Annotated in this window: 26 protein-coding genes; 12 read left to right on the top strand and 14 right to left on the bottom strand. The window is 40.3% G+C overall.

Annotation, left to right across the window (positions count from 1 at the left end):
* Positions 1 to 3 precede the first annotated feature (3 nt).
* Positions 4 to 732, bottom strand: coding sequence for a hypothetical protein (locus ACM2FC_RS20730; protein WP_498482941.1), 729 nt, complete (start codon positions 730 to 732; stop codon positions 4 to 6).
* 278 nt (positions 733 to 1,010) lie between these two features.
* Between ACM2FC_RS20730 and ACM2FC_RS20735 the strand changes: the two genes are divergently transcribed.
* From ACM2FC_RS20735 to ACM2FC_RS20750, 4 genes are all read left to right on the top strand, one after another.
* On the top strand, positions 1,011 to 1,466 hold the full coding sequence (locus tag ACM2FC_RS20735; protein WP_498482942.1) for a hypothetical protein: 456 nt from the start codon (positions 1,011 to 1,013) through the stop codon (positions 1,464 to 1,466).
* A gap of 185 nt (positions 1,467 to 1,651) precedes the next feature.
* Entirely contained in the window at positions 1,652 to 1,900 is a 249-nt protein-coding gene (locus ACM2FC_RS20740) for a S24 family peptidase (protein ID WP_498482967.1), read from the top strand.
* A gap of 158 nt (positions 1,901 to 2,058) precedes the next feature.
* On the top strand, positions 2,059 to 2,520 hold the full coding sequence (locus tag ACM2FC_RS20745; RefSeq protein ID WP_498482943.1) for a hypothetical protein: 462 nt from the start codon (positions 2,059 to 2,061) through the stop codon (positions 2,518 to 2,520).
* A 405-nt stretch (positions 2,521 to 2,925) separates the two neighbouring features.
* A complete protein-coding gene (locus ACM2FC_RS20750; RefSeq protein WP_498482944.1) occupies positions 2,926 to 3,726 on the top strand; it encodes a substrate-binding periplasmic protein in 801 nt (266 codons plus the stop codon).
* 98 nt (positions 3,727 to 3,824) lie between these two features.
* On the opposite strand, the gene ACM2FC_RS20755 is transcribed toward ACM2FC_RS20750, so the two are convergent.
* On the bottom strand, positions 3,825 to 4,610 hold the full coding sequence (locus ACM2FC_RS20755; RefSeq protein ID WP_498482945.1) for a substrate-binding periplasmic protein: 786 nt from the start codon (positions 4,608 to 4,610) through the stop codon (positions 3,825 to 3,827).
* 166 nt (positions 4,611 to 4,776) lie between these two features.
* Positions 4,777 to 6,753: a methyl-accepting chemotaxis protein gene (locus tag ACM2FC_RS20760; RefSeq protein ID WP_498482946.1), complete on the bottom strand. Its 1,977-nt coding sequence runs from the start codon at positions 6,751 to 6,753 to the stop codon at positions 4,777 to 4,779.
* 714 nt (positions 6,754 to 7,467) lie between these two features.
* On the opposite strand from ACM2FC_RS20760, the gene ACM2FC_RS20765 reads away from it, so the two are divergent.
* Together ACM2FC_RS20765 and ACM2FC_RS20770 are read left to right on the top strand one after the other, a co-directional pair.
* Positions 7,468 to 8,100: an outer membrane protein gene (locus ACM2FC_RS20765; protein ID WP_498482947.1), complete on the top strand. Its 633-nt coding sequence runs from the start codon at positions 7,468 to 7,470 to the stop codon at positions 8,098 to 8,100.
* Positions 8,101 to 8,571: 471 nt separating this feature from the next.
* Positions 8,572 to 9,048 carry a hypothetical protein gene (locus ACM2FC_RS20770; protein WP_498482948.1) on the top strand — a complete coding sequence of 159 codons (477 nt, stop codon included), beginning with the start codon at positions 8,572 to 8,574 and terminating at the stop codon, positions 9,046 to 9,048.
* A 71-nt stretch (positions 9,049 to 9,119) separates the two neighbouring features.
* On the opposite strand, the gene ACM2FC_RS20775 is transcribed toward ACM2FC_RS20770, so the two are convergent.
* The gene (locus ACM2FC_RS20775; protein WP_498482949.1) at positions 9,120 to 9,500 is read right to left on the bottom strand and encodes a hypothetical protein; all 381 of its coding nucleotides are present in this window, start codon (positions 9,498 to 9,500) and stop codon (positions 9,120 to 9,122) included.
* 92 nt (positions 9,501 to 9,592) lie between these two features.
* On the opposite strand from ACM2FC_RS20775, the gene ACM2FC_RS20780 reads away from it, so the two are divergent.
* The 4 genes from ACM2FC_RS20780 to ACM2FC_RS20795 all read left to right on the top strand — a co-directional run bounded on the left by ACM2FC_RS20780 (position 9,593) and on the right by ACM2FC_RS20795 (position 12,030).
* A complete protein-coding gene (locus ACM2FC_RS20780; RefSeq protein WP_498482950.1) occupies positions 9,593 to 10,189 on the top strand; it encodes an undecaprenyl-diphosphatase in 597 nt (198 codons plus the stop codon).
* A 154-nt stretch (positions 10,190 to 10,343) separates the two neighbouring features.
* Positions 10,344 to 10,892, top strand: a complete 549-nt coding sequence (locus ACM2FC_RS20785; RefSeq protein WP_498482951.1) for a hypothetical protein — start codon at positions 10,344 to 10,346, stop codon at positions 10,890 to 10,892.
* A gap of 207 nt (positions 10,893 to 11,099) precedes the next feature.
* Positions 11,100 to 11,558, top strand: coding sequence for a zinc uptake transcriptional repressor Zur (gene zur / locus ACM2FC_RS20790; protein WP_498482953.1), 459 nt, complete (start codon positions 11,100 to 11,102; stop codon positions 11,556 to 11,558).
* 10 nt (positions 11,559 to 11,568) lie between these two features.
* Entirely contained in the window at positions 11,569 to 12,030 is a 462-nt protein-coding gene (locus ACM2FC_RS20795) for a chemotaxis protein CheX (protein ID WP_237363749.1), read from the top strand.
* A 56-nt stretch (positions 12,031 to 12,086) separates the two neighbouring features.
* Here the strand turns inward: ACM2FC_RS20795 and pgi are convergent, their stop codons facing one another.
* A complete protein-coding gene (gene pgi / locus ACM2FC_RS20800; RefSeq protein ID WP_498482954.1) occupies positions 12,087 to 13,739 on the bottom strand; it encodes a glucose-6-phosphate isomerase in 1,653 nt (550 codons plus the stop codon).
* Positions 13,740 to 14,030: 291 nt separating this feature from the next.
* Here pgi and ACM2FC_RS20805 point away from each other — a divergent pair, with 291 nt between their 5' ends.
* On the top strand, positions 14,031 to 14,450 hold the full coding sequence (locus ACM2FC_RS20805) for a secondary thiamine-phosphate synthase enzyme YjbQ (RefSeq protein WP_498482955.1): 420 nt from the start codon (positions 14,031 to 14,033) through the stop codon (positions 14,448 to 14,450).
* 20 nt (positions 14,451 to 14,470) lie between these two features.
* On the opposite strand, the gene alr is transcribed toward ACM2FC_RS20805, so the two are convergent.
* On the bottom strand, positions 14,471 to 15,556 hold the full coding sequence (gene alr, locus ACM2FC_RS20810; RefSeq protein WP_498482968.1) for an alanine racemase: 1,086 nt from the start codon (positions 15,554 to 15,556) through the stop codon (positions 14,471 to 14,473).
* A gap of 13 nt (positions 15,557 to 15,569) precedes the next feature.
* Complete coding sequence (locus tag ACM2FC_RS20815; protein ID WP_498482957.1) at positions 15,570 to 16,979, bottom strand: replicative DNA helicase; 1,410 nt, start codon at positions 16,977 to 16,979, stop codon at positions 15,570 to 15,572.
* Between the two features lie 206 nt (positions 16,980 to 17,185).
* On the opposite strand from ACM2FC_RS20815, the gene ACM2FC_RS20820 reads away from it, so the two are divergent.
* Entirely contained in the window at positions 17,186 to 17,950 is a 765-nt protein-coding gene (locus tag ACM2FC_RS20820) for a DUF481 domain-containing protein (RefSeq protein ID WP_498482959.1), read from the top strand.
* Between the two features lie 73 nt (positions 17,951 to 18,023).
* Here the strand turns inward: ACM2FC_RS20820 and rplI are convergent, their stop codons facing one another.
* The 7 genes from rplI to ACM2FC_RS20855 all read right to left on the bottom strand — a co-directional run.
* Entirely contained in the window at positions 18,024 to 18,476 is a 453-nt protein-coding gene (gene rplI / locus ACM2FC_RS20825) for a 50S ribosomal protein L9 (RefSeq protein ID WP_498482960.1), read from the bottom strand.
* A gap of 33 nt (positions 18,477 to 18,509) precedes the next feature.
* Positions 18,510 to 18,737, bottom strand: coding sequence for a 30S ribosomal protein S18 (rpsR, locus tag ACM2FC_RS20830; protein WP_000090471.1), 228 nt, complete (start codon positions 18,735 to 18,737; stop codon positions 18,510 to 18,512).
* Positions 18,738 to 18,753: 16 nt separating this feature from the next.
* On the bottom strand, positions 18,754 to 19,056 hold the full coding sequence (gene priB / locus ACM2FC_RS20835) for a primosomal replication protein N (RefSeq protein ID WP_498482961.1): 303 nt from the start codon (positions 19,054 to 19,056) through the stop codon (positions 18,754 to 18,756).
* A 6-nt stretch (positions 19,057 to 19,062) separates the two neighbouring features.
* Complete coding sequence (rpsF, locus tag ACM2FC_RS20840; protein ID WP_498482962.1) at positions 19,063 to 19,461, bottom strand: 30S ribosomal protein S6; 399 nt, start codon at positions 19,459 to 19,461, stop codon at positions 19,063 to 19,065.
* Between the two features lie 230 nt (positions 19,462 to 19,691).
* The gene (gene bfr, locus ACM2FC_RS20845) at positions 19,692 to 20,168 is read right to left on the bottom strand and encodes a bacterioferritin (protein WP_498482963.1); all 477 of its coding nucleotides are present in this window, start codon (positions 20,166 to 20,168) and stop codon (positions 19,692 to 19,694) included.
* Between the two features lie 83 nt (positions 20,169 to 20,251).
* Positions 20,252 to 20,440 (bottom strand): (2Fe-2S)-binding protein, encoded by a 189-nt coding sequence (locus tag ACM2FC_RS20850; RefSeq protein WP_498482969.1) that lies wholly within the window; start codon positions 20,438 to 20,440, stop codon positions 20,252 to 20,254.
* 194 nt (positions 20,441 to 20,634) lie between these two features.
* On the bottom strand, positions 20,635 to 20,702 hold a 68-nt coding region (locus tag ACM2FC_RS20855), incomplete at its 5' end, for an EF-Tu C-terminal domain-related protein (protein WP_465270803.1).

Consider the following 20,702-nt stretch of genomic DNA (forward strand, 5'->3'; position numbering starts at 1 on the left):
AAATCAGTAAGTTAAGGCACAATTAAGAGAGGCGCTATCAACATTCCCAATCCCATCCCTAACAAGCAGATATTCAGCAATAGGCTTACCAATTTTCTGCTTGTTTACTTTGGCTGAAGTTAGGGCAGCAATATCATTGATATTGAGCCCTTTCTTATCCGCTAGCCATTTCGCATCAGACATCGAGTTAACCGCGCCTATCCACCAAGTCGATGATTGCTCGGTAACGGTTTTTGGTACCTCTTGCCCACGCTGGAAAATGGAGTGAATCACTAGGCCATACTGACGACCACCACGCAATAACTCACCCGCTTTACCTTTTAGCTTTCCGGCGGTTTCAACGCAGCTTGCTAACTCTTCAATCACCACATGCAGCTTTGATGTTCGGCCGTTACCCATCGACCAGACCACTACACTGAAAAACTCTAACTCATGGCTAGTTGCGCCATCTGGCGGAATATAAGCAAGCTTGAATGATTTGCCTCTTTTTCTTGCAGCAAGTAGAGCCTTAACGAAAGCCGCTTTTGAGCTAGTACCATGGCACATCTGGCCTTGGAACTTAGCACCAGCATAGTTTCGATAGGGATCGAAAAATACTGCTTGAGAAGTTTTTGGCACCAGCCCCAGATACTTCACTGCAGAGGTTTTACCGCCCCCTGTTCCCGCCACATAGATTACATGCTCTGCATCATGTGACGGGGTGGAGTTAACCGGATTATCGTATCGACTCATCGACGAGCTCACCAAAGGCGATATTAAAAGCACTGACTTCAAGGTTATTGGTGAAGTTGTTTGGTCTGGATAAAGAATGTAAATATCAATCAACTAAAAATACAAACCATAATTTAAATCCTACTATCAAAATCCTTCTTGATTAACAACCAATATAATCAATCACTTAGTGTCAATATGGAGAATTAATTACCTAGAGAGAAAATGTAACGGAATGTTATGTTGTATATGAAACTTGATACAACATTGACCGTTCATCATCCGTTAAGGATCTAATAATGAAAAAGAAAGTACTTATTTCAGCAATTGCTTTAGCTGGTTCAGTGGCTCTAACTTTACCTGCAGATGCAGCAAATATAAACTCAGTTCAGGCATTAAATAATTCTGTCGTTTTAGTATCAAATGGAGACGGCACGTACTCAGGTACAGATACTCAGACCCATACTGGTGACTCCTCTCTACCAGTTGATTTCACAGCCATAATTGACCAAAGCAGTGCAGTACCTAGCACCATAAAATGCAGCTGGGTTCCAATAGATAATAATTCATACGTTAAAGATAATGATAACGCTGGTGGTGGTTATACAATTGAAAACGTAGCGAAAGACGGTTCTACCTTTGACATGGAGTTAATCAATGGTTCACAACCTCAAGCTCCATATGTAATGAATGTATCCTTCAGTGTCCCTGTAAGATATACAGGCGCAACAGTTACTTGTGCTCCTGCATCTTAATAAGAGATTGTTACTTTACTAGCTAATGATAAAGCGACCCACTATTTGCGGTCGCTTTATTATTACATGCCGAAAGGTAGCTATATATCCCATCTTGAAATTCATAAGAACACATTAATATAAGAATAAATAGTAATCACCACTATAAACAATATATATTCCTCATACTCGTTTAGGGTGACAGCATCAACCCTATCCAAAAGAGTCAAAGCATTGCGATAGTCGATAGAGTTGGTGGGCTCTCAATTGATGGCGTACATCTCTTTAGGTATGACAATCATTTGATGGTCAAACGTGCTCAATTCCTACCTAAGGGAATTAAGGTTGTAAGTGACAACCCTGTTTATGAAGCTTGGAAGCTCACCAAAGACGATATCAAAAACACAGATTTTGAAATAAATGGGAAAGTCGTTTGGTCTGGGAAAAGCATGTAATAAATTTGCCGTAGTAATACCCTTCTTTCATATATATTGATGCAAGCATAGTAGTAAGTATTGATTTAAATTAATCAAGCAAAAATGGGTAGTTAGTACTAATACAGGGAATCAAAAAACAGTATATCCTCTTTCAAAATTTTCAAGGGGATATTAACGTGAACAAAAAATTAGTTATTTCAGCGATTGCTCTCACGGGATCAATGGTTCTAGCATTACCAGCAGATGCCGCAAATATAAGTTCAGTACAGGCATTAAAAAATACTTTAACTCTAGAAGCAAATGGAGATGGTACATTCTCAGGTACAGATAACCAGACCCATACAGGCGACTCCTCTCTACCAGTCAATTTCAAAGAGATAATTGACAATAGTAGTACAACACCTAACACCATAGAGTGCAGCTGGGTTCCAAAAGGTAATAACTCATACGTTAAAGACAATGATAATACGGGTGGCGGCTATACAATTGAAGATGTGGCAAAAGATGGCTCGACCTTTAATTTGGAGTTAATCAACGGTTCGCAGCCTCAATCTCCGTATGTAATCAATGTATCCTTCCATGTCCCAGTGAGGTATACAGGAGCAACAATTACTTGTAAACCTGTATACCCACAATAAGACAACTTTACTGACTAGTTAGCTAGCGACCCTCTATTTGGGTCGCTACCCGTTGATGGAGTAAGGTCACCTATGATCCTAAACCTCTACGATGTGTACCAAGTCTGCTACATCGCCCGTGATTACTAGCTCTATGCGTATCGAGTGCTCTCACCGCTTTCCTATCTCTATAGAAAAGCCACCAGTAACCCAAAGGCTTTCTGACGGTCTAACACATGCTTTAATAAGCACTTTTCTCCTTGATAGATGCTCTACAGCCACCTCTACTAATCCTCTAAATTTAAAATTGTTAACACAGTAATTTACGCTTAGAAAAGAGATGTAAAAATCCTATCTACAACAACAAATACTTGGAACAATTACTATACTACTTCACATAGTTTCTGCCTCAAGGATGAGCGTTCTATGTTTTCAATCACCGTAAAGCCTATAAAATTAGGCACATTTATTTCGCTATTCATTGCTTGGTTTAGCCCATCTGTTCAAGCGAATGAAACGTTCACATGGTGTGCATACTATGATGGGAAACCATGGATTTACCCAATCAATGCACAATATGATGGCATTCTTATTGAGCAATTAGCTGTCTTTGAAAAAGAGAACAATATAAAGACAACTGTTGTAGAAGACTTACCGTGGAAACGTTGCTTGAGAGAAGTTGAAATAGGCAATATCGATATGGTGTTAGGAGCGTACAGAACTAAAGAGCGAGAAAAATCATTTCACTTTTCCAGCGAACCCATCTTCACCAATATTTCAAAGATTTATGCTTATTCAGCAACAAGCAACGAAAAGGTACTCAATGTTAATAGCTTAGAGGAGATGAGAATGTTCTCTGTCGCTAGAGTTCGATCAGATAGTCACGGAAAAGTAGTGGATGAGTTTATAGCCTCACTTCCGAAAAAGAACGTTAAAGATTTAAACAACCATAAGCAGGTGATAAAAAGAGTCATCTCAAAAAAAAGTGATTACTTTTTTTATTCCGAGCCTCAATTAAAACTATTACTGCAAAAAGAAAACATAAATATAGGCTTATTTAAAAAGATATTCGAAGTTGAAGACAGGGCCCATGCTTACCTCATGTTTAGCAAAGGGTCTGATAAATACAACAAAATCAACGATAAGTATATGAAGGCAGTGAAAGAGTATTATTTAACTAATGACATAGCAGAAAAAATAAAGTATCACGATTCTCGAAAGAATTAACACACATTGAAGTCACTCACTTTAAAAAGATCGAGATCTCCGAATAATGTCGAAATAAAAACCTGTCAGGTGAACTAATTCAGGCATTCTTGACGAACTCACCTAGGAACATATTTTTGGTAGTGACGTTCAATAATGCCCTCTTCCCAGAGCTGATCTAACGCGCGCTGAAATTTCTCAATTAGCTTTGGGTCTGTATCTTTATTGAAACCAAAGTAGCCACCCGTTTTAGGTGGGCTTAAATAGAACACCACTTCATATTGAGAAGAGTCCATTTTAAGTTTTTTCATTACATAAAATGCATTGGCATAATTGTAAGTAATGGCAGCGACTCTGTTACTTTCTAGCATACCAAACAGCTGATCGACCGTATTGACGCGATGTAATACTTTTTCATCTCCTCCAATTTGCAAAAAAATCTGGCCTGTTGCTCCTTTGTTCAACGAACCAATTTTGTTTACCCCTCCAGCCCCTTCTTTACTAAACTCTTTGTTCACTTGCTCTATTGAGTCAAATGTGTAATTCCTATCTTTTTTTGCAACAATAGCGGTGCGTTTATTCCGTTCTAAAGGCCCTACCCACAATATACCCAGTTTTTCTCGCTCTCCAGTTCGAGCCATAGAGAAAAGCGCAGTATTTGGCTCTGTTTGTAGATAGTGATAGCCGCGAGCCCATGGAATGACTCTGATATCTTTTTTTGATTTGTCGATACCGACTTTCTTCCAAATCTCTAATAAAACATCGACATAATATCCTTTGAGCTCTCCATTTTCGGTATAGTTCCAAGGAGGGTATTCTTCTGTATACCAACTGACTTCATTCACTGACGAAGAATGAACAGAGTAAGTGTATAGCAGCATGTATAAGAAGATAATTTTCTTCATAACTTAAGGGAACATTTATATATCTAGCGTCAATTAAATATAGAATAACTCGCTATTTATTTTTCAGTATCTAATAATAAAGTCCATGTTCTTCTTAGAATAAGAAAGTCTGAGAAGCGAAATCTTATTCTCGTTTTCAATGAAGAAAATGATCAGGCTATAACACTTAACTGACTTTATACCTCTCAACCAACACTTTCATACCTTGTGTTTCATCCACAATATTGGCCATCGAAATTGCCAGTTGCTCCGAGCCCGCAGCGTTCTCCGCTGCCTTGGCATAAATAGAGTCTAGGTTTTCACTCACTCCTCGGATGGAATCACTTTGAGCTTGAGTTTTCTGCGATACACTTTCACTCACGGCTTCGACCTGTTCTGCTTGCTCAACGATCTTGTTCAATGCTTGCTTTATGTCATCCGCTTTTTGAGCCGCCTCTATCGTACTAGCTTTACCATGATTGATGGTTTCTGATGCCTGCTTAGAGCTGTGTTGAAGCTCACTGACTAGAGTTGATATTTCTTCTGTAGATTTTTGAGTACGACTAGCCAAGTTTCTCACTTCATCGGCTACAACAGCAAAACCTCTACCTTGTTCTCCAGCCCTCGCCGCTTCAATCGCCGCATTTAGTGCAAGTAAGTTAGTTTGATCAGCGATACTACGAATCATCTCGACCATTTCAGATATACTTCCAACTCGTTCATTTAGCTCATCAACATTATCTGCCGACTCTGCCATATCCTGAGCAGCTTTTTCAATCACAACCAAAGCATCGGATACGACCGTTTGCCCTGCTAGAGATTCCTTTGAAACTGACTGAGCAGCCCGTACATTCTCATGCATAGACTCATTAATTTCTTGCAGATGGAGGTTCATTTGTTCGGACTCAGTAGCAATACTGCGTATCTTCTGCTGCTGTTCAACCAAATTACTTTTACTTTGCTCAATGGCCGCTGAACTCTCTTGAGTTGAAGATACTATGTTTTGAGATACGACTCTGAACTCCACTAAATCCTTCCCAAATTGCGCCGTCAAACGGTTGATATTACGTGCCGACTGACCTAAATCATCTGAACTGACAACCTCAATATTGTGATTTAAATTACGCTCGTCTATGGCGATCTTCATGCCTTCAGAAATCGAAGCTGACTGATTGTTTCGCAAACGGATAGATAGAAAAAGAGCAAGCGTGACTAAGGCTCCAACGACAAAAACGACAACTTCAATAACTAACACCATTCGGGCTTTTTGTTGAATGCGAATTGCCGTATTGTCTACTAGAGTAAGAGATTGCTCTTCCGCATTTTTCAACAGGTTAATACGGTCAGTTGCCGCTTTAAACCACTGCTCTGCATCTAACCCAAAGCCTTGGTCTTTTGACGAAACTTGATCTCGATAGCCCTCGACTTCACGCATCGCGCTTGAGTTTAGCGCATTTTCAAATATCGTTTTCATTTCAGGAGGCGCAGTTTCTAACGCCTCATCGAGGTATACTTTCTGCTTGGTCATCAAGTCTGAGTGCTTGATACGTAAAGAAGGGGAAATACTATCATTTGAAATAACATTCGCGAGTACTGCCCGTTCTATCCCAGCCGATTCCTTTGCACTAGAAAAATTGTAAATAGAAAAAAGTTGATTAGAAATAGTGTGGTCATTGCTCAAACGAGAAGCCGTAACGACGATGTGCAACCCTTTAAGGTTGATACCTGTGTAGTACTTAAGCATGTCTGGTAACGTAATCGACTGATTAGAGACTTGATTCCGTATCGTCTCTAACTGAGAAAATAAACTCATAAAATCTCGATATTCTCGTTGCATCTCATTGCTTAAATTCCATTGTGAATGCTTGCTTTCCAGCTCTCCAATAAGTGTGTCGGTGAGCAGCCGTTGTTTTTCTAAAGCAGATTTGAACTTTTGTCCTTTTGAACCGAGAAAGCCTGCAGAAGCTCCTCGCTCTTTCTGGGTTTCATGTACAACGGCTAAAATAGCGTGACTTAGAAATGCGTTGTACTCAGCATTATTTGCATCTTTCAAGCGTTGAGCGGATATAGAGACGTCATAGAAAATAATTCCTCCTAGTAAGACACAAGGGAGCAGTACCACTATGGACAGGTGGGCCGATATTACTTTTGCGATTCCATTCATTTTCTACCCTAATAGTTAATAGGTTAACGCTTGAATTAACTGATTTCACAGCTATTTCTATGGATGGGTCGCCAACTGAGTTTATCTGTTTTCTTCATTAGATTATGGTACTGACCTACAAAAGTTCGACGTGTGCAATTATCAACTTTTTGGTAGGCAATCTAACACGAACGAGTACCACTTTATAGTTATAGATGAAAATTAGTAATAGGGCTAATTTTGCTCATAATCCACCAATGCCCCCATCCTATCTATTACTGTCAAACATACGTAGCTAATAAAAGTTACGATCATTTTCTTAGCTTAAATAAGACGCATTTCTAAAATTAAGTAACACAGATAATCGCAATATTTCATATATATAAAACAAACTTCATTATCCTACAATTAACAAAAATATTCATTATTGATAAAAATAATAATCAGAATCATAGACTGTTATTTATGCAAACATATTTACCAAATACATAAAACCCACCCCAAACAAAAAATTTCTCCAACTCTTTTACTCAAAAATCAAAAAAATAATCAATCGATTACGCAAAAATGATTAATTTTAATGTTCATTAATTAAGCACACAAATTCCAAGACTATGATTTTCAGAAGCAAAACTCTGATTGTAATTAAAATTAAACAACTGTAATTTTCACTACCCCAATAAGGAGGTGGTTATTTCATCAGGAAGATTAAGAAACTATATGCAAGGTTAAAATATGAAAAAGCTAAACTCAGCGAAATTTATCGCTATCGTTGCAGCACTATCTGCTGCTGGTACTGCAAGCGCATTTGCAGATAATGTTTACGTTTCTGGTGGTGTAGGTGTTGCTGCGCAGACAGCACCGACTGAAATGGTTGGCACAGATAATACCGCATCAGAGTTTTCAGGAAGAGTCGCCGTTGGTTATACTCACCAAATGGATAACAAATGGGATGTTGGGGCAGAGCTTGGTTACTCAAACTTTGGCAACGGCACTTGGAATTATTCGGCTTCTTATGGAAGCTATTCAGCTTCAGATACTTATAAAATAAGCTCTTCTGCATTAGACCTAGCTGGAGTAGGGACATATCATATCACCAACAAATGGTCGGTATTTGGTAAAGCAGGATTTGCTTATATGATGAGTAAATTTACCAATACAAACTCAGACCCTACATTTAACTACTCATACTCTGACCATAAAATTAAACCGTTAGCAGGTATTGGGCTTAACTACGCGATAACAGATGCTCTAAGCTTCCAAACTTCATTTACTCACTATTTCGGTGATACTACAGTTGATACTGACGGCAAATACGTTCCTGTTGTAAATGAATTCCTAGTTGGCGCAAGCTATTCATTTAAATAATTAATGAACTAGCACATTATTAGACTTTCGCTAAGCGGACGAACCCTCGACGTCCACATGTTTATAGCGATTCGCTGGTGAAAGTCTTATTTAATATAATAATTAGAGAAAATAATTATTATATTAAACCAATATTAACTAGGTGATTAATTAATAATTAACCCAAGAAAATCACTTTTTTCATTTTTAATCAAGAAACCTCTTAAAATGATTAATTTCTCGTAGATACCATAAAACAAAAATCATTATAAATAAAAATCCTATAAATCCTCCACATCAATAAAACATTAAAAATACAGCCTAAAGATACATTTATTTAATACATTCAAATGGTTAAATAAGGTTGATAGATAAAAAGTGGCAATAATTTTGACAACAATCACAAACGAATAAAAATCACACTTTAAAACAAACACATAGTGTAAATATTCATTACAATCTCGGCGTCCCATAAACCAGAGATTTAATAATATGAAAAAGCAATTAACACTTACTGCAATCGCACTGGCAGGATCATTAGTTTTCTCTCAATCAGCGTTAGCAAATGATAATTTAGGCGCATTAAGTAACACTCTGACACTTCAATCTTATACAGCAGACAATGGCTCTACCTATTATCAAGGTACAGATACACAAACACATATGGGTGATAGTTCTCTTCCATTAGATATTAGCGCTGTAGCTCATGACGTTAATGGTAATACTTCTTACGCTAAATACATCGTTTGTTCTTGGAGTCCAACTCAGTCTGGTAATTCAAAAGTCAAAAACAACGACAATACAGGTGGTGGGTATAAGATTGTGAAAGTTGCTAATAATGGCTTAGCGTTTGTATTAGAAAGAGATACATCTACACAAGGCTCTACAATTAATATTTCTTTCAGCACTACTGTAAGATACACGGGTACAACAGTAACGTGTATTCCAGCTAAATACGCTATCGTTTAATTTAAGACTCAAAGCGACTCTTACATAAAGAGTCGCTTTACTATAAATAAATATAATATAAATCGTATCAGCTACTTAAAATTACGGCTTCCGAAAATGAATAATAAAAGGGTACATAGAGCCAAACCAACAACTGCAATAGAGATAGAAAATACCCCAGAAAAATAACTATAGCCAGCTATAACAATCATCATGATATAAGTGAGGTACAACGCCCACTTCTGCCACAACCACATGCCGATAAACAACACTAACCCAATGGCACCAATAGCTGAAAGAAGATACAAAGAGGATTGTTCTATTGGCCCGTCAATACCGATAAAATGCGTTAGTCTAACCAACAATCTGGTATAAAAAATGCCTTGAAACAAGGCTAGAACGCTCAGGAGAGTACCAACTGTCAAAAAAATAGTTAGCCCAATCCCTCGCTTTTTCTCTTCACTGCTCAACATACTTTCACAAAATTTTCATTAAAAATGATAAAAAATAGATTGAAGATATTTGTTAAAGTTCCCTGCTCTTCAATCATACGATTACGTCAATTATGAACAATTTAAATCAAAAACTGTTTTTACTATTAAACGCTCCGACTCATCCTTCTCAAGCCTCACTAGAGATTGCTTTATTTTTCGCCAAATATTTCATTTTACTCGTACCCATCATTTTGATTTTAGGTTGGATTATTGGCAAAAATGATATGAAAAAACTGGTTGTTATGGCTGGAGTTTCTGCTGTTCTTGGTCTTCTAATCAACGTGATTTTTGGCTTGGTCTGGTTCCACCCTCGTCCATTTGCCATCCATTTAGGGACAAACTTCTTACCTCATTCAAACGACTCCTCGTTTCCTAGCGATCACCTTACTTTATTTTGGTCTGTTGCTGTTAGCTTTGCTATATCGCGTCAAACTCGACGACTTGGCATACTCCTAATTTTCTTAGGATTACCTGTCGCTTGGGCGCGCATATATTTAGGCGTCCACTATCCGTTTGACATGGTTGGTGCTTTTGTCGTGGCTATAGCGGCAGCTACTCTTTGCAAAGACAAGCAGTCGTATATCGTCGAGCCAGTTTTTAAGTTATTAAACAATCTTTACAAAAAAACACTACGACTTATTTGTCCAAAAGCAAAAATTAGCCAGTAACTCTACGGGGCTGAGTTAGCCTCGAATCAATTGAGAGCTGCACCCAAGTCAACTCCACCTGTTTATGCTTGAATTCAGCATAGTTTGCAATCTTGAGTTACTATTTCAATTGAATGTTGAACAGTTCTCGTCTCAGTATAGGTAAGGATAGATTATGCTCGAATGGATTCCAGCTATCATATTGTTTATTGCAGTTGTGGCTTTGAGTAACGTGTGTCTGAAGGTATTCGAAATCTACAAAGAGCATCAAGCAGCTTCACGATTCGAGAGAGATTTTAAACATGCGGTTACGCAATCAACGCCTGACTGGTCTGATATTAAGCATATTGCGTCAACAAGAGATCTCTGTCTATCTGATGCCATTCGAGTAATAAAGAACTGCCACCGAGAAATACTTGTAGGCGGAAATAAGGAATTATCCGATGAGCGAGACTTGATAAAAGGATACATTAAACGATTTGAAGATGAAGAGCCTTTTGAGGGGTTGCCAACTGAAATTCGTGCGCATTTAGAAAGGTTGCGAGGGCTATTAAAAGGCAATGAACACCTACTTGATCCCATCACTACTCACCTAAAAGAAACCATAGAAATAAGCCATAAAAAACAAAAGCAGCAACGGCGATATACCATCGGTGGCTTTGTCGTCGGTTTATGTGGAATCATTGTCGCTATTTTTCCGTACGTCGTCAGTAGCAACATTTAGTTTTTCTAGCTCAGCATAGTAAATGTCAGGTGGCTATTGACCCCTTTATGATACATTCATATGATCGTTACCCGCGTTTCTATAGTGTCTATTGCCTAGCAGATTTGTATCAACTCAACGGACACTCATATGACTTGAATAATAAATTCTTTATCTCTAAACGAATTTTATCGATAAATAGTATATTATTATATAAGTCCAATAGTTATGGTGATAAGTTTGGACCAACAACAAATACAACAAGTGGAAGAGATATGTGCAAGCCGTGGAGTGAGGTTTACTCCACAACGTAGGATAGTTTTCGAGCTAATTTGCTCCTCTAAAAAAGCGTCAACTGCCTACGAATTACTAGAAGAATTGAAAAAAGCTGAACCTCAGGCAAAACCGCCAACGGTATATAGGGCTTTAGATTTCCTTCTCGAACAAGGCTTCATTCACCGCGTGGAATCAACGAATAGTTTTATTTCATGCTGTATTGGAAACGCTCATAAGCACTTCTCTCACCTACTAATTTGTGATGTATGTGGTAATGTCACTGAGATACAAGATGATCATCTCGTGTCATTACTTTCGAAAAATGCCGAGCAGCATGGAATTCATATAGCGAATCATGTTATCGAGTCTCATGGAGTATGCCGGACATGTTGTGTGAAAACAAAGGACTGAAGTAGATAATATGCGAGCTGAATTTGTAAATCCGTTTTTAGCGTCGTTGATGAATGTGCTAAAAACGATGGCCTCTTTGGAGCTTAAGCCGCAAAAACCACGAGTAAAGAAAGACGAAATCGCTCGTGGAGATGTGTCTGGGTTGATAGGAATGGTTGGCGATAAAACACGTGGTTCAATGTCCATCACTTTCGATGAGAACCTTGCTCTACAGATTATGCAGAACATGCTGGGAGAGCGTCCAGCAGGCGTGAACGAAGAAGTCACCGATATGGTAGGTGAAATCACTAATATGGTTACTGGTGGCGCTAAACGAATTTTGTCTGAAAGTGGGTTCGACTTTGATATGGCAACTCCGATGATCGTATCAGGTAAAGGCCACACCATTCGTCATAAGTGTGAAGGCTCCATCATTATCATGCCTTTTTCTTCAGAATGGGGAAACGCGTTTATCGAAATTTGCTTTGAGTAGCAAATTGAACATAAAAATAGGCCAGCATTTGCTGGCCTATTTTCGTTTGGTACTTTTTATGCGCGGTAAGCTTTAAACGCGTTAATCAAACCGTTCGTTGAGCTATCGTGGCTAGCGATTTCTTCTCCACCAGCTAACTCAGGCAGAATTTGGTTTGCAAGTTGTTTACCTAGCTCTACACCCCATTGGTCAAAGCTAAAGATATTCCAAATCACACCTTGAACAAAAATCTTGTGCTCGTACATCGCGATAAGGTTACCGAGTGTACGCGGCGTAATTTGTTTAACAAGAATAGAGTTAGTTGGGCGGTTACCTTCAAATACTTTGAAAGGCACTAGATCCGCCACTTCTTGCTCTGACTTACCTGCTTTAGCAAATTCAGCTTTTACTGTCTCTTCAGATTTACCAAACGCTAGTGCTTCTGTTTGAGCAAAGAAGTTAGACATCAGTTTTGGGTGATGATCAGAGATAGGGTTATGGCTGATTGCAGGAGCAATGAAGTCACATGGGATCAGTTTAGTGCCTTGGTGGATAAGCTGATAGAATGCATGCTGGCCATTAGTTCCTGGCTCACCCCAAATGATAGGGCCAGTTTGGTAAGTCACAGCTTTACCATCGCGATCAACGTATTTGCCATTTGACTCCATATTGCCTTGCTGGAAGTAAGCGGCAAAACGGTGCAGGTATTGATCGTAAGGTAGAATCGCTTCAGACTCAGCACCGTGGAAGTTGTTGTACCATAGGCCAATTAGCGCCAAAATTACTGGAATGTTGTCTTCAAGATCCGTCTCAACGAAGTGGTTATCCATTTCGTGCGCACCTTCTAGAAGCTCAACAAAATTGTCGTAACCTACTGCTAGTGCGATAGAAAGACCAATTGCAGACCATAAAGAATAACGGCCACCAACCCAATCCCAGAACTCAAACATGTTGTTTGTGTCAATGCCGAACTCAGCTACAGATTTAGCGTTCGTCGAAAGTGCAGCAAAGTGCTTCGCGACTTCTGACTCGTCTTTCGCAGACTCTAGGAACCAATCACGTGCAGAGTGCGCGTTCGTCATTGTTTCTTGTGTTGTAAACGTCTTAGAAGCAATTAAGAATAGCGTTGTTTCTGGGTTTACTTTCTTAAGCGTTTCAGCGATGTGAGTGCCATCAACGTTAGAGACAAAATGCAGGTTTAGGTGGTTTTTGTAAGGTGCTAGCGCTTCAGTCACCATGTAAGGCCCAAGATCTGAACCACCGATACCGATGTTCACAATGTCAGTGATCGCTTTGCCTGTGTAACCTTTCCAGTCACCTTCAATTACGCGAGTTGTGAAAGATTGGATCTTCTCAAGAACTGCGTTAACGGCTGGCATCACATCTTCGCCATCAACTTCAACAGGCTTATTGCTACGATTACGTAAAGCCGTGTGTAGTACAGCGCGACCTTCTGTTTGGTTGATCGCTTCACCGTTAAACATTGCGCTGATTGCACTTTTCAGCTCAGTTTCGTTCGCTAATTTAAATAGGTGCTTTAGCGTCTCTTCGTTGATCAAGTTTTTTGAGTAATCGACTAAGATATCAGAGCCAAAATTTGTTGAGAATTTTTCAAAACGTTGGCTATCTTCAGCAAAAAGGGACTTAAGGTCCATGTCTTGTGCTGATTCGAAATGTTCTGTTAGTGCTTTCCACGCTTGAGTTTGCGTTGGGTTGATATTTTTCAACATGGTAACTATCCCGGTATTACAGTAGGCTAGATCTAGCTCGTTCTAGGCCAAAAGGCTTCAAACAGCGGACCCTGCTTTCAAATTGAGAGACTGTATTATGTGCCGCTAAGAAAAAAAACGCAGCTGTTCTTTGTAATTTATTTTCAACGGCCAATTATGTATGACGAACATGGTGACGTAATTGAGATAAATCACATTAATCGATGGTATTTTACACTGATACGTGAGCAAAATAACATCACAATTATGTGGTAAATCCTAGTTTGCCATTATTGAACGACGAGAAAACTCATGTGGATTCAGAAAAAGCTTCAATTGCCTGCATTTAAACGCGGTTTTCATCTAATCACAGATGAAATTTCACAACAGATACCAGAAATAGAGCGTATTTCTGTTGGAATATTACATCTATTTATTCAGCATACTTCGGCAAGTTTAACTATCAACGAAAATGCTGATCCAACGGTTCGCTCTGATATGGAGGCGCACTTCAACCAATCGGTGCCAGAAAATGCTCCCTATTATCAGCATACGTACGAAGGTGCTGACGATATGCCCGCTCATATCAAGTGTTCAACACTGGGATGTAGTATATCTGTGCCAATCACCGAAGGTCGGCTGGCTCTAGGTATGTGGCAAGGAATTTATTTGGCTGAGCACCGCTACCACGGTGGAAAACGTCAAATTGTTGCGACTATCCAAGGTGAGTAATGGTGAGTTGAGTGGAGGGCTTATTCGCCCTCTTCTACGTAATTCATTTCTACTCTTGAGGTAAGCTTGGTAACCAATTCATATGCAATAGTACCAATGTGCATAGCGACCTCTTCCGCGGGTAGAGCCTGTCCCCAAAGAATGGCTTCATCTCCCACTTTATCTTCGGAATCGGGGCCAAGATCAACGGTTAACATATCCATTGAGACACGACCAGCGATAGGCACTGTTCGGCCGTTTACTAGCACTGGAGTACCGTTGGGTGCGGTTCGTGGGTAGCCATCACCATAACCAATGGCAATAACACCGACCTTAGTATCTCGCTCACTGGTCCATACCGCACCGTAGCCAACACTTTCTCCAGCTTTTACTGTTCTCACTGCAATAAGATGAGAGGTGAGTGTCATTACTGGCTTGTATCCGAGCTCAATGGCGGTTTTGTCACTAAATGGAGATACGCCATACATGATAATGCCAGGCCTAACCCAATCGAAATGACTCTCTTGCCAAGCGATCAGTCCAGCAGACGCAGCAAGTGATTTTTCGCCTTGGCTGTCATCCGTTAAACTAGTAAACAACGCAATCTGCTCTTGAGTGACAGGTTTATCAAGCTCATCAGCGCAACCAAAGTGACTCATAAAACGCAGCGGCTTAGCGACATTTTTACAATCACTTAAACGCTGTACGAACTCTTCGTACTGTTCAGGACGAACACCGAGACGGTGCATTCCGCTATCTACTTTGAGCCAAACCACAACTGGTATTTCAAGTTGCGCTCTTTCTAAAGCTTCTAACTGCTCCACACAATGGACGACTGTTTGAATATTGTTAGTGACAAGTACGGGTAGGTCCGTTTGCGAATAAAACCCTTCAAGCAATAAGATTGGTTTGACGACACCGCTGGCTCTCAGTTGCAGCGCCTCTTCAATACGGGCAACACCAAAAGCATCAGCGCTGAGGGCATGAGTGGCAATATGCCTTAGTCCATGGCCATAGGCATTCGCCTTAACCACTGCCATCACTTTGCTCTCTGGTGCCTGTTGTTTAATTTTATCTAAATTGAACTGCAGCGCTTTTAAATCAATAGTCGCGGTCGCAGCCTTCATATAACTCATTGCATTACTCATCATCAAACGCAGGGCCTGCATAGTTATCAAACCGGGAGAAGTGTCCTTGGAACGTCAAACGCACAGAGCCAATTGGGCCATTACGTTGCTTACCAATGATAATTTCAGCGATACCTTTTAAGGAACTTTCTGGGTTATAAACTTCATCTCGATAGATAAACATAATTAAGTCGGCATCCTGCTCTATCGAACCAGATTCACGAAGATCTGAGTTTACCGGACGTTTGTCAGCACGTTGTTCGAGGGAACGGTTTAATTGTGATAATGCAACCACGGGAACGTTAAGTTCTTTAGCTAACGCTTTCAAAGAGCGCGAAATCTCAGCGATTTCCAGAGTACGGTTATCGGAAAGTGAAGGAACGCGCATCAACTGTAAGTAGTCGACCATGATCATGGACAATCCACCGTGCTCACGAGCAATGCGTCTAGCACGAGAACGCACTTCGGTTGGTGTTAAGCCTGAGCTGTCATCAATGAACATGTTTTTCTTTTCCATCAGAATGCCCATCGTTGACGAAATGCGAGCCCAATCCTCATCATCAAGCTGGCCGGTTCTGATTTTAGTTTGGTCAACACGTGAAAGAGAAGCTAGCATCCTCATCATGATCTGCTCTGAAGGCATCTCTAGTGAAAAAATGAGGACAGGTTTATCCTGAACCATAGCCGCATTTTCACACAAGTTCATCGCAAAAGTGGTTTTACCCATCGATGGCCTTGCAGCAACAACGACGAGATCAGAGCCCTGTAAGCCTGCTGTTTTTTTATTTAAATCGGTAAACCCTGTATCAACGCCAGTCACGCCATCTTGAGGAGACTTATACAGCAGCTCAATGCGCTCTAAAGTTTTTTCCAAAATGTTGTCGACACTTTGTGGACCTTCATTTTCGTTCGTTCTCTCTTCAGCGATGGCGAATACTTTGCTTTCGGCAAGATCAAGAAGATCTTCCGATGTTCTTCCTTGAGGGTCATATCCCGCGTCGGCGATATCGTTCGCTACTCCAATCAAGTTACGCACCAATGCTCTTTCTGCAACAATATCGGCATAAGCATTGATGTTAGCCGCACTAGGCGTATTCTTGGCAAGGTCAGCGAGATAAGCAAACCCACCTACGTCATCCAACTGCTCTCTTTGCTCTAAATACTCAGATAGCGTGATGAGATCCAGCGGTTTGCTGTCTTCTAGGATAGATTTAACCGCATCAAACACTAATCGATGTGGACGACTATAAAAGTCTTGTGTTAAAACACGTTCTGATACTGTGTCCCAACGCTCATTATCAAGTAGTAGACCACCAATTACAGATTGCTCGGCTTCAAGTGAGTGAGGTGGAACTTTTATTGCATCGACTTGTGCATCTGAGATGTTGCGTTTTTTGTTGCTTGCTTGTTGGGATTCAGCCATGACCTTGCTCAATAACTTTTAGTGACCGTCCATTATAGCTTGAAACAGGAAATTGTAATCAGCTAGATGGACTTTATGAAATGCGAAGTTGCACTGCATTAACTTTATAAGGTCGAGATAGTGCCATATTTAACTTCGTTTTGACCAAGTTTAAACCGCATGCCTTTAGCATGCTACATTTGATTAACCTAAGGAAAGAAAAGTCGGTGGCAAAGTATTGGTTACTTAGTCTGGGTCTTTTAGCTGTACCCATTGTTCATGCAGATGAGGTAGCGCCGCCAGACAAGAAAATTGAAATTCCTTCCCCTTGGAAAACTGGTGTTGAGTTTGGCTATCAAGCTCGCTCAGGTAATACTAACTCTCGAACCCTGAATACAAAACTCGGTGGTGAATACACTTCGGGGCGCTGGCGCTCTAAAGCTAGTTGGGCGTACTATTTAAACTACGATGATGGCGTAGAAGATAAAAGACAATCTACCTATGAAGCGCAAAGCGATTATAAACTCGGCCCTAAATCATTTTTTTACGGCAGCTTTAAAGGTGTCGATTCGAAATACAGCGCCTACTATAGAGACGACACACTTTCAGCAGGTTTAGGTTATCAAGTTTACTACACAGAAACTTATCAACTAGAACTGGAAGCGGGCCCGGGTTATCGCTATCAGAAACCTAATTTAGATGAAATAGGCTCCAGTGATATCATCTTTCCAACCACAGTTGAAGAACCAATATTCCGTAGTAATGTCAGTGGAAGTTGGCAAGTAATAAAAAGCTTGAAACTTAGTGCAAACGCTACCGTAGTAACTGGACATAGCAACACCAGTCTAGATACTGTTTTGAGTGCTACGCACGACATTACAAAAAACATTGCGTTGAGAGTCACGCACACACGAAATTATCACAGCCGAGTACCCGCTGGATTAGCCAAAGCCGATAGCACTTTTAGTGTCAATCTCGTCTTTAGCTTCTAGTGCGCCTGAACACTTTTCAAAACAAAAAAAGCGCTGGCCTGAGCCAGCGCTTTTCAAATGCTTATAACTGATATTATTCAGCAGCAACCACTTGTAGGTTAACTGTAGCAAATACTTCTGAGTGAAGTTGTACGCTGATTTCGAATTCACCAGTGTTACGTAGAGCACCTTCTGGTAGACGAACTTCGCTTTTAGCAACTTCAACGCCAGCAGCTGTGATCGCGTCAGCGATGTCACGAGTACCAACAGAACCGAATAGTTTGCCTTCATCACCAGCTTTAGAAGCGATAACAACTGCTTCTAGAGCGTTAACTTTCTCAGCACGAGCTTCAGCAGCAGCTAGTTGCTCAGCAACTTTAGCTTCAAGCTCAGCACGACGTGCTTCGAACATTTCTAGGTTAGCTTTAGTAGCCATAACTGCTTTACCTTGAGGGATAAGGAAGTTACGAGCATAACCAGACTTAACGTTCACAGAATCGCCAAGACCACCTAGGTTACCGATTTTATCAAGTAGAATAACTTGCATTGTTTAATCCTCTTTCTTAATAAAACTCGCCGATTACTGATGCTTATCAGTGTACGGTAGTAGTGCTAGGTAACGAGCACGCTTGATAGCGCGAGCTAGTTGACGTTGATACTTAGCGCTTGTACCAGTGATACGGCTAGGTACAATTTTACCAGCTTCAGTGATGTAGTTTTTAAGAGTTGCTACGTCTTTGTAATCAATCTCTTGTACGCCTTCTGCAGTAAAACGGCAGAATTTACGACGACGGAAGAAACGAGCCATGGGCTATCTCCTGATCTTAAATTTGAGTAAAGTTGTCGGCGTGTAACACTAATTTTGACTGACCATTTCGACCAGTTTGATAAGCAACAAAACCACTTACCGAAATGTTACTGCCTTGCACTAATTGTTGAGTTAATTCGTTTGACCTTTGCCCGCTGATTATCACTGGCATACGGCAGTACACCTGCCTTGACAATCCAGCTTCTAGTACCGTGGAGCGATGCTCTAGCCAAAATTGGCAGTGCTCTATCCCACTGGGACTTTGGCTTCGAACGGGAGACTTAGTAATAACACCACTGAGCTCCATTCGATTGGTCATAGAAAATTACTCAGCAGCTGCTTCTGGCTTAGCTTCAGAACGCTCTTGACGCTCACCACGCTCTTCGCGACGAGGAGCACGCTCTTCTTTTTGCTTAAGCATGATAGATTGCTCAGTTACAGCAGCTTTAGTACGCATAATCATGTTACGTAGAACTGCATCGTTGAAACGGAAAGCAGTTTCTAGTTCATCGATAACAGCTTGGTCAGCTTCAACGTTCATTAGAACGTAGTGAGCTTTGTGAAGCTTGTTGATTGGGTAAGCCATTTGACGACGACCCCAGTCTTCTAGACGGTGGATAGTACCGCCAGCTTCAGTGATAGAACCAGTGTAACGCTCGATCATGCCAGCAACTTGCTCGCTTTGATCTGGGTGCACCATGAATACGATTTCGTAATGACGCATTATTTGCTCCTTACGGATTATTCAGCTTCCACAATTGGCTCGGTCGTCCAGAGGAAGCAAGGAACTAAAAATAAGTGACCGAGAATAAGGACGACGAATAGTACAGAATTAGTGCAGTCAGATCAAGATAAATGTAGGGATACAAAGCTATAGAGGAAGAAAAGGTCAGCTATTGAACAAAAGCTGACCTTGGAAAGAAGGTTTAAATAATTGATGGAATTGGTATAGAGTTATTCTTCATCAACAAACTGTGCTTGAATATAATTTTCGATGCCAGTCATTTCGATTAGCCCTAGTTGAGTTTCTAGCCAATCTACATGCTCTTCTTCATCTTCAAGAATTTTTTGGAATAGATCGCGAGACACGTAATCTCTAACATCTTCAGCGTAGGCGATAGCTTCCCTTAAATCAGGAATAGCCATCATTTCTAATTTAAGATCGCACTCCAACATTTCCTTAGTATCTTCGCCTATCATGAGTTTGCCCAGATCTTGAAGGTTTGGCAGCCCCTCTAAAAATAAGATGCGTTCAACCAGTTCATCAGCGTGTTTCATCTCGTCGATAGACTCATGATATTCTTTGTCGGCTAGGTGCTTGAGACCCCAGTCTTTATACATACGCGCATGTAAGAAGTACTGATTGATAGCAATCAGTTCATTTGCAAGTACTTTATTAAGGTGTTGAATTATAATTGGATCGCCTTTCATCGCTGACTTCTTCCTTTGTTGTTATTTATTTAACTGTAGAAGGAAATAGTAGTGAGTCAACGCGGCAAAATGATGACGAGATCTTATATTGCTTGTTTGAGGTGATTTATTGTGGTGTCGGTCAGAATTTCTTTAGTATGTTTTACACATTTACCACATTGGCTACCCAAAGCAGTACACTTCTTAATTCCACGGATGTCTGTTACCCCATGTTCTATCACTAGTTTTTTTATCTCTTTATCAGAAATAGCGTGGCATACACAAACAACCATCATAAATCCTAACCGTTTAAATACAACAAGTAATATAAACGATAATTGTTATCATTGGCAATTGCAAGATGATGCTTATTTAGACTATTTTGTTATAAAAACTGAACTTATATAAAGTTAAAAGAGAAAAAACAAGAAAGGGAAGCATAACGCTTCCCTTTCTCAGTGCGAATATCGCAGATTTCAACTAAATATTAGTCAAAGATCTTAGCAACAACACCAGCACCTACAGTACGGCCACCTTCGCGGATTGCGAAACGTA

The organism is Vibrio sp. A37, assembly GCF_059777565.1.

What these genes read in the sequence shown, in the direction of transcription:
- ACM2FC_RS20780 (WP_498482950.1), top strand. Translation starts at nt 9,593, where the DNA reads ATGAACAATTTAAATCAAAAACTGTTTTTACTATTAAACGCTCCGACT.
- ACM2FC_RS20805 (WP_498482955.1), top strand. Translation starts at nt 14,031, where the DNA reads ATGTGGATTCAGAAAAAGCTTCAATTGCCTGCATTTAAACGCGGTTTT.
- rpsR (WP_000090471.1), bottom strand. Translation starts at nt 18,737, where the DNA reads ATGGCTCGTTTCTTCCGTCGTCGTAAATTCTGCCGTTTTACTGCAGAA.
- ACM2FC_RS20755 (WP_498482945.1), bottom strand. Translation starts at nt 4,610, where the DNA reads ATGAAGAAAATTATCTTCTTATACATGCTGCTATACACTTACTCTGTT.
- ACM2FC_RS20730 (WP_498482941.1), bottom strand. Translation starts at nt 732, where the DNA reads ATGAGTCGATACGATAATCCGGTTAACTCCACCCCGTCACATGATGCA.
- ACM2FC_RS20750 (WP_498482944.1), top strand. Translation starts at nt 2,926, where the DNA reads ATGTTTTCAATCACCGTAAAGCCTATAAAATTAGGCACATTTATTTCG.
- rpsF (WP_498482962.1), bottom strand. Translation starts at nt 19,461, where the DNA reads ATGCGTCATTACGAAATCGTATTCATGGTGCACCCAGATCAAAGCGAG.
- alr (WP_498482968.1), bottom strand. Translation starts at nt 15,556, where the DNA reads ATGAAGGCTGCGACCGCGACTATTGATTTAAAAGCGCTGCAGTTCAAT.
- ACM2FC_RS20765 (WP_498482947.1), top strand. Translation starts at nt 7,468, where the DNA reads ATGAAAAAGCTAAACTCAGCGAAATTTATCGCTATCGTTGCAGCACTA.
- ACM2FC_RS20795 (WP_237363749.1), top strand. Translation starts at nt 11,569, where the DNA reads ATGCGAGCTGAATTTGTAAATCCGTTTTTAGCGTCGTTGATGAATGTG.
- bfr (WP_498482963.1), bottom strand. Translation starts at nt 20,168, where the DNA reads ATGAAAGGCGATCCAATTATAATTCAACACCTTAATAAAGTACTTGCA.
- ACM2FC_RS20735 (WP_498482942.1), top strand. Translation starts at nt 1,011, where the DNA reads ATGAAAAAGAAAGTACTTATTTCAGCAATTGCTTTAGCTGGTTCAGTG.
- ACM2FC_RS20770 (WP_498482948.1), top strand. Translation starts at nt 8,572, where the DNA reads ATGAAAAAGCAATTAACACTTACTGCAATCGCACTGGCAGGATCATTA.
- ACM2FC_RS20815 (WP_498482957.1), bottom strand. Translation starts at nt 16,979, where the DNA reads ATGGCTGAATCCCAACAAGCAAGCAACAAAAAACGCAACATCTCAGAT.
- priB (WP_498482961.1), bottom strand. Translation starts at nt 19,056, where the DNA reads ATGACCAATCGAATGGAGCTCAGTGGTGTTATTACTAAGTCTCCCGTT.
- ACM2FC_RS20760 (WP_498482946.1), bottom strand. Translation starts at nt 6,753, where the DNA reads ATGAATGGAATCGCAAAAGTAATATCGGCCCACCTGTCCATAGTGGTA.
- ACM2FC_RS20850 (WP_498482969.1), bottom strand. Translation starts at nt 20,440, where the DNA reads ATGGTTGTTTGTGTATGCCACGCTATTTCTGATAAAGAGATAAAAAAA.
- pgi (WP_498482954.1), bottom strand. Translation starts at nt 13,739, where the DNA reads ATGTTGAAAAATATCAACCCAACGCAAACTCAAGCGTGGAAAGCACTA.
- ACM2FC_RS20775 (WP_498482949.1), bottom strand. Translation starts at nt 9,500, where the DNA reads ATGTTGAGCAGTGAAGAGAAAAAGCGAGGGATTGGGCTAACTATTTTT.
- zur (WP_498482953.1), top strand. Translation starts at nt 11,100, where the DNA reads ATGGTGATAAGTTTGGACCAACAACAAATACAACAAGTGGAAGAGATA.
- ACM2FC_RS20785 (WP_498482951.1), top strand. Translation starts at nt 10,344, where the DNA reads ATGCTCGAATGGATTCCAGCTATCATATTGTTTATTGCAGTTGTGGCT.
- rplI (WP_498482960.1), bottom strand. Translation starts at nt 18,476, where the DNA reads ATGCAAGTTATTCTACTTGATAAAATCGGTAACCTAGGTGGTCTTGGC.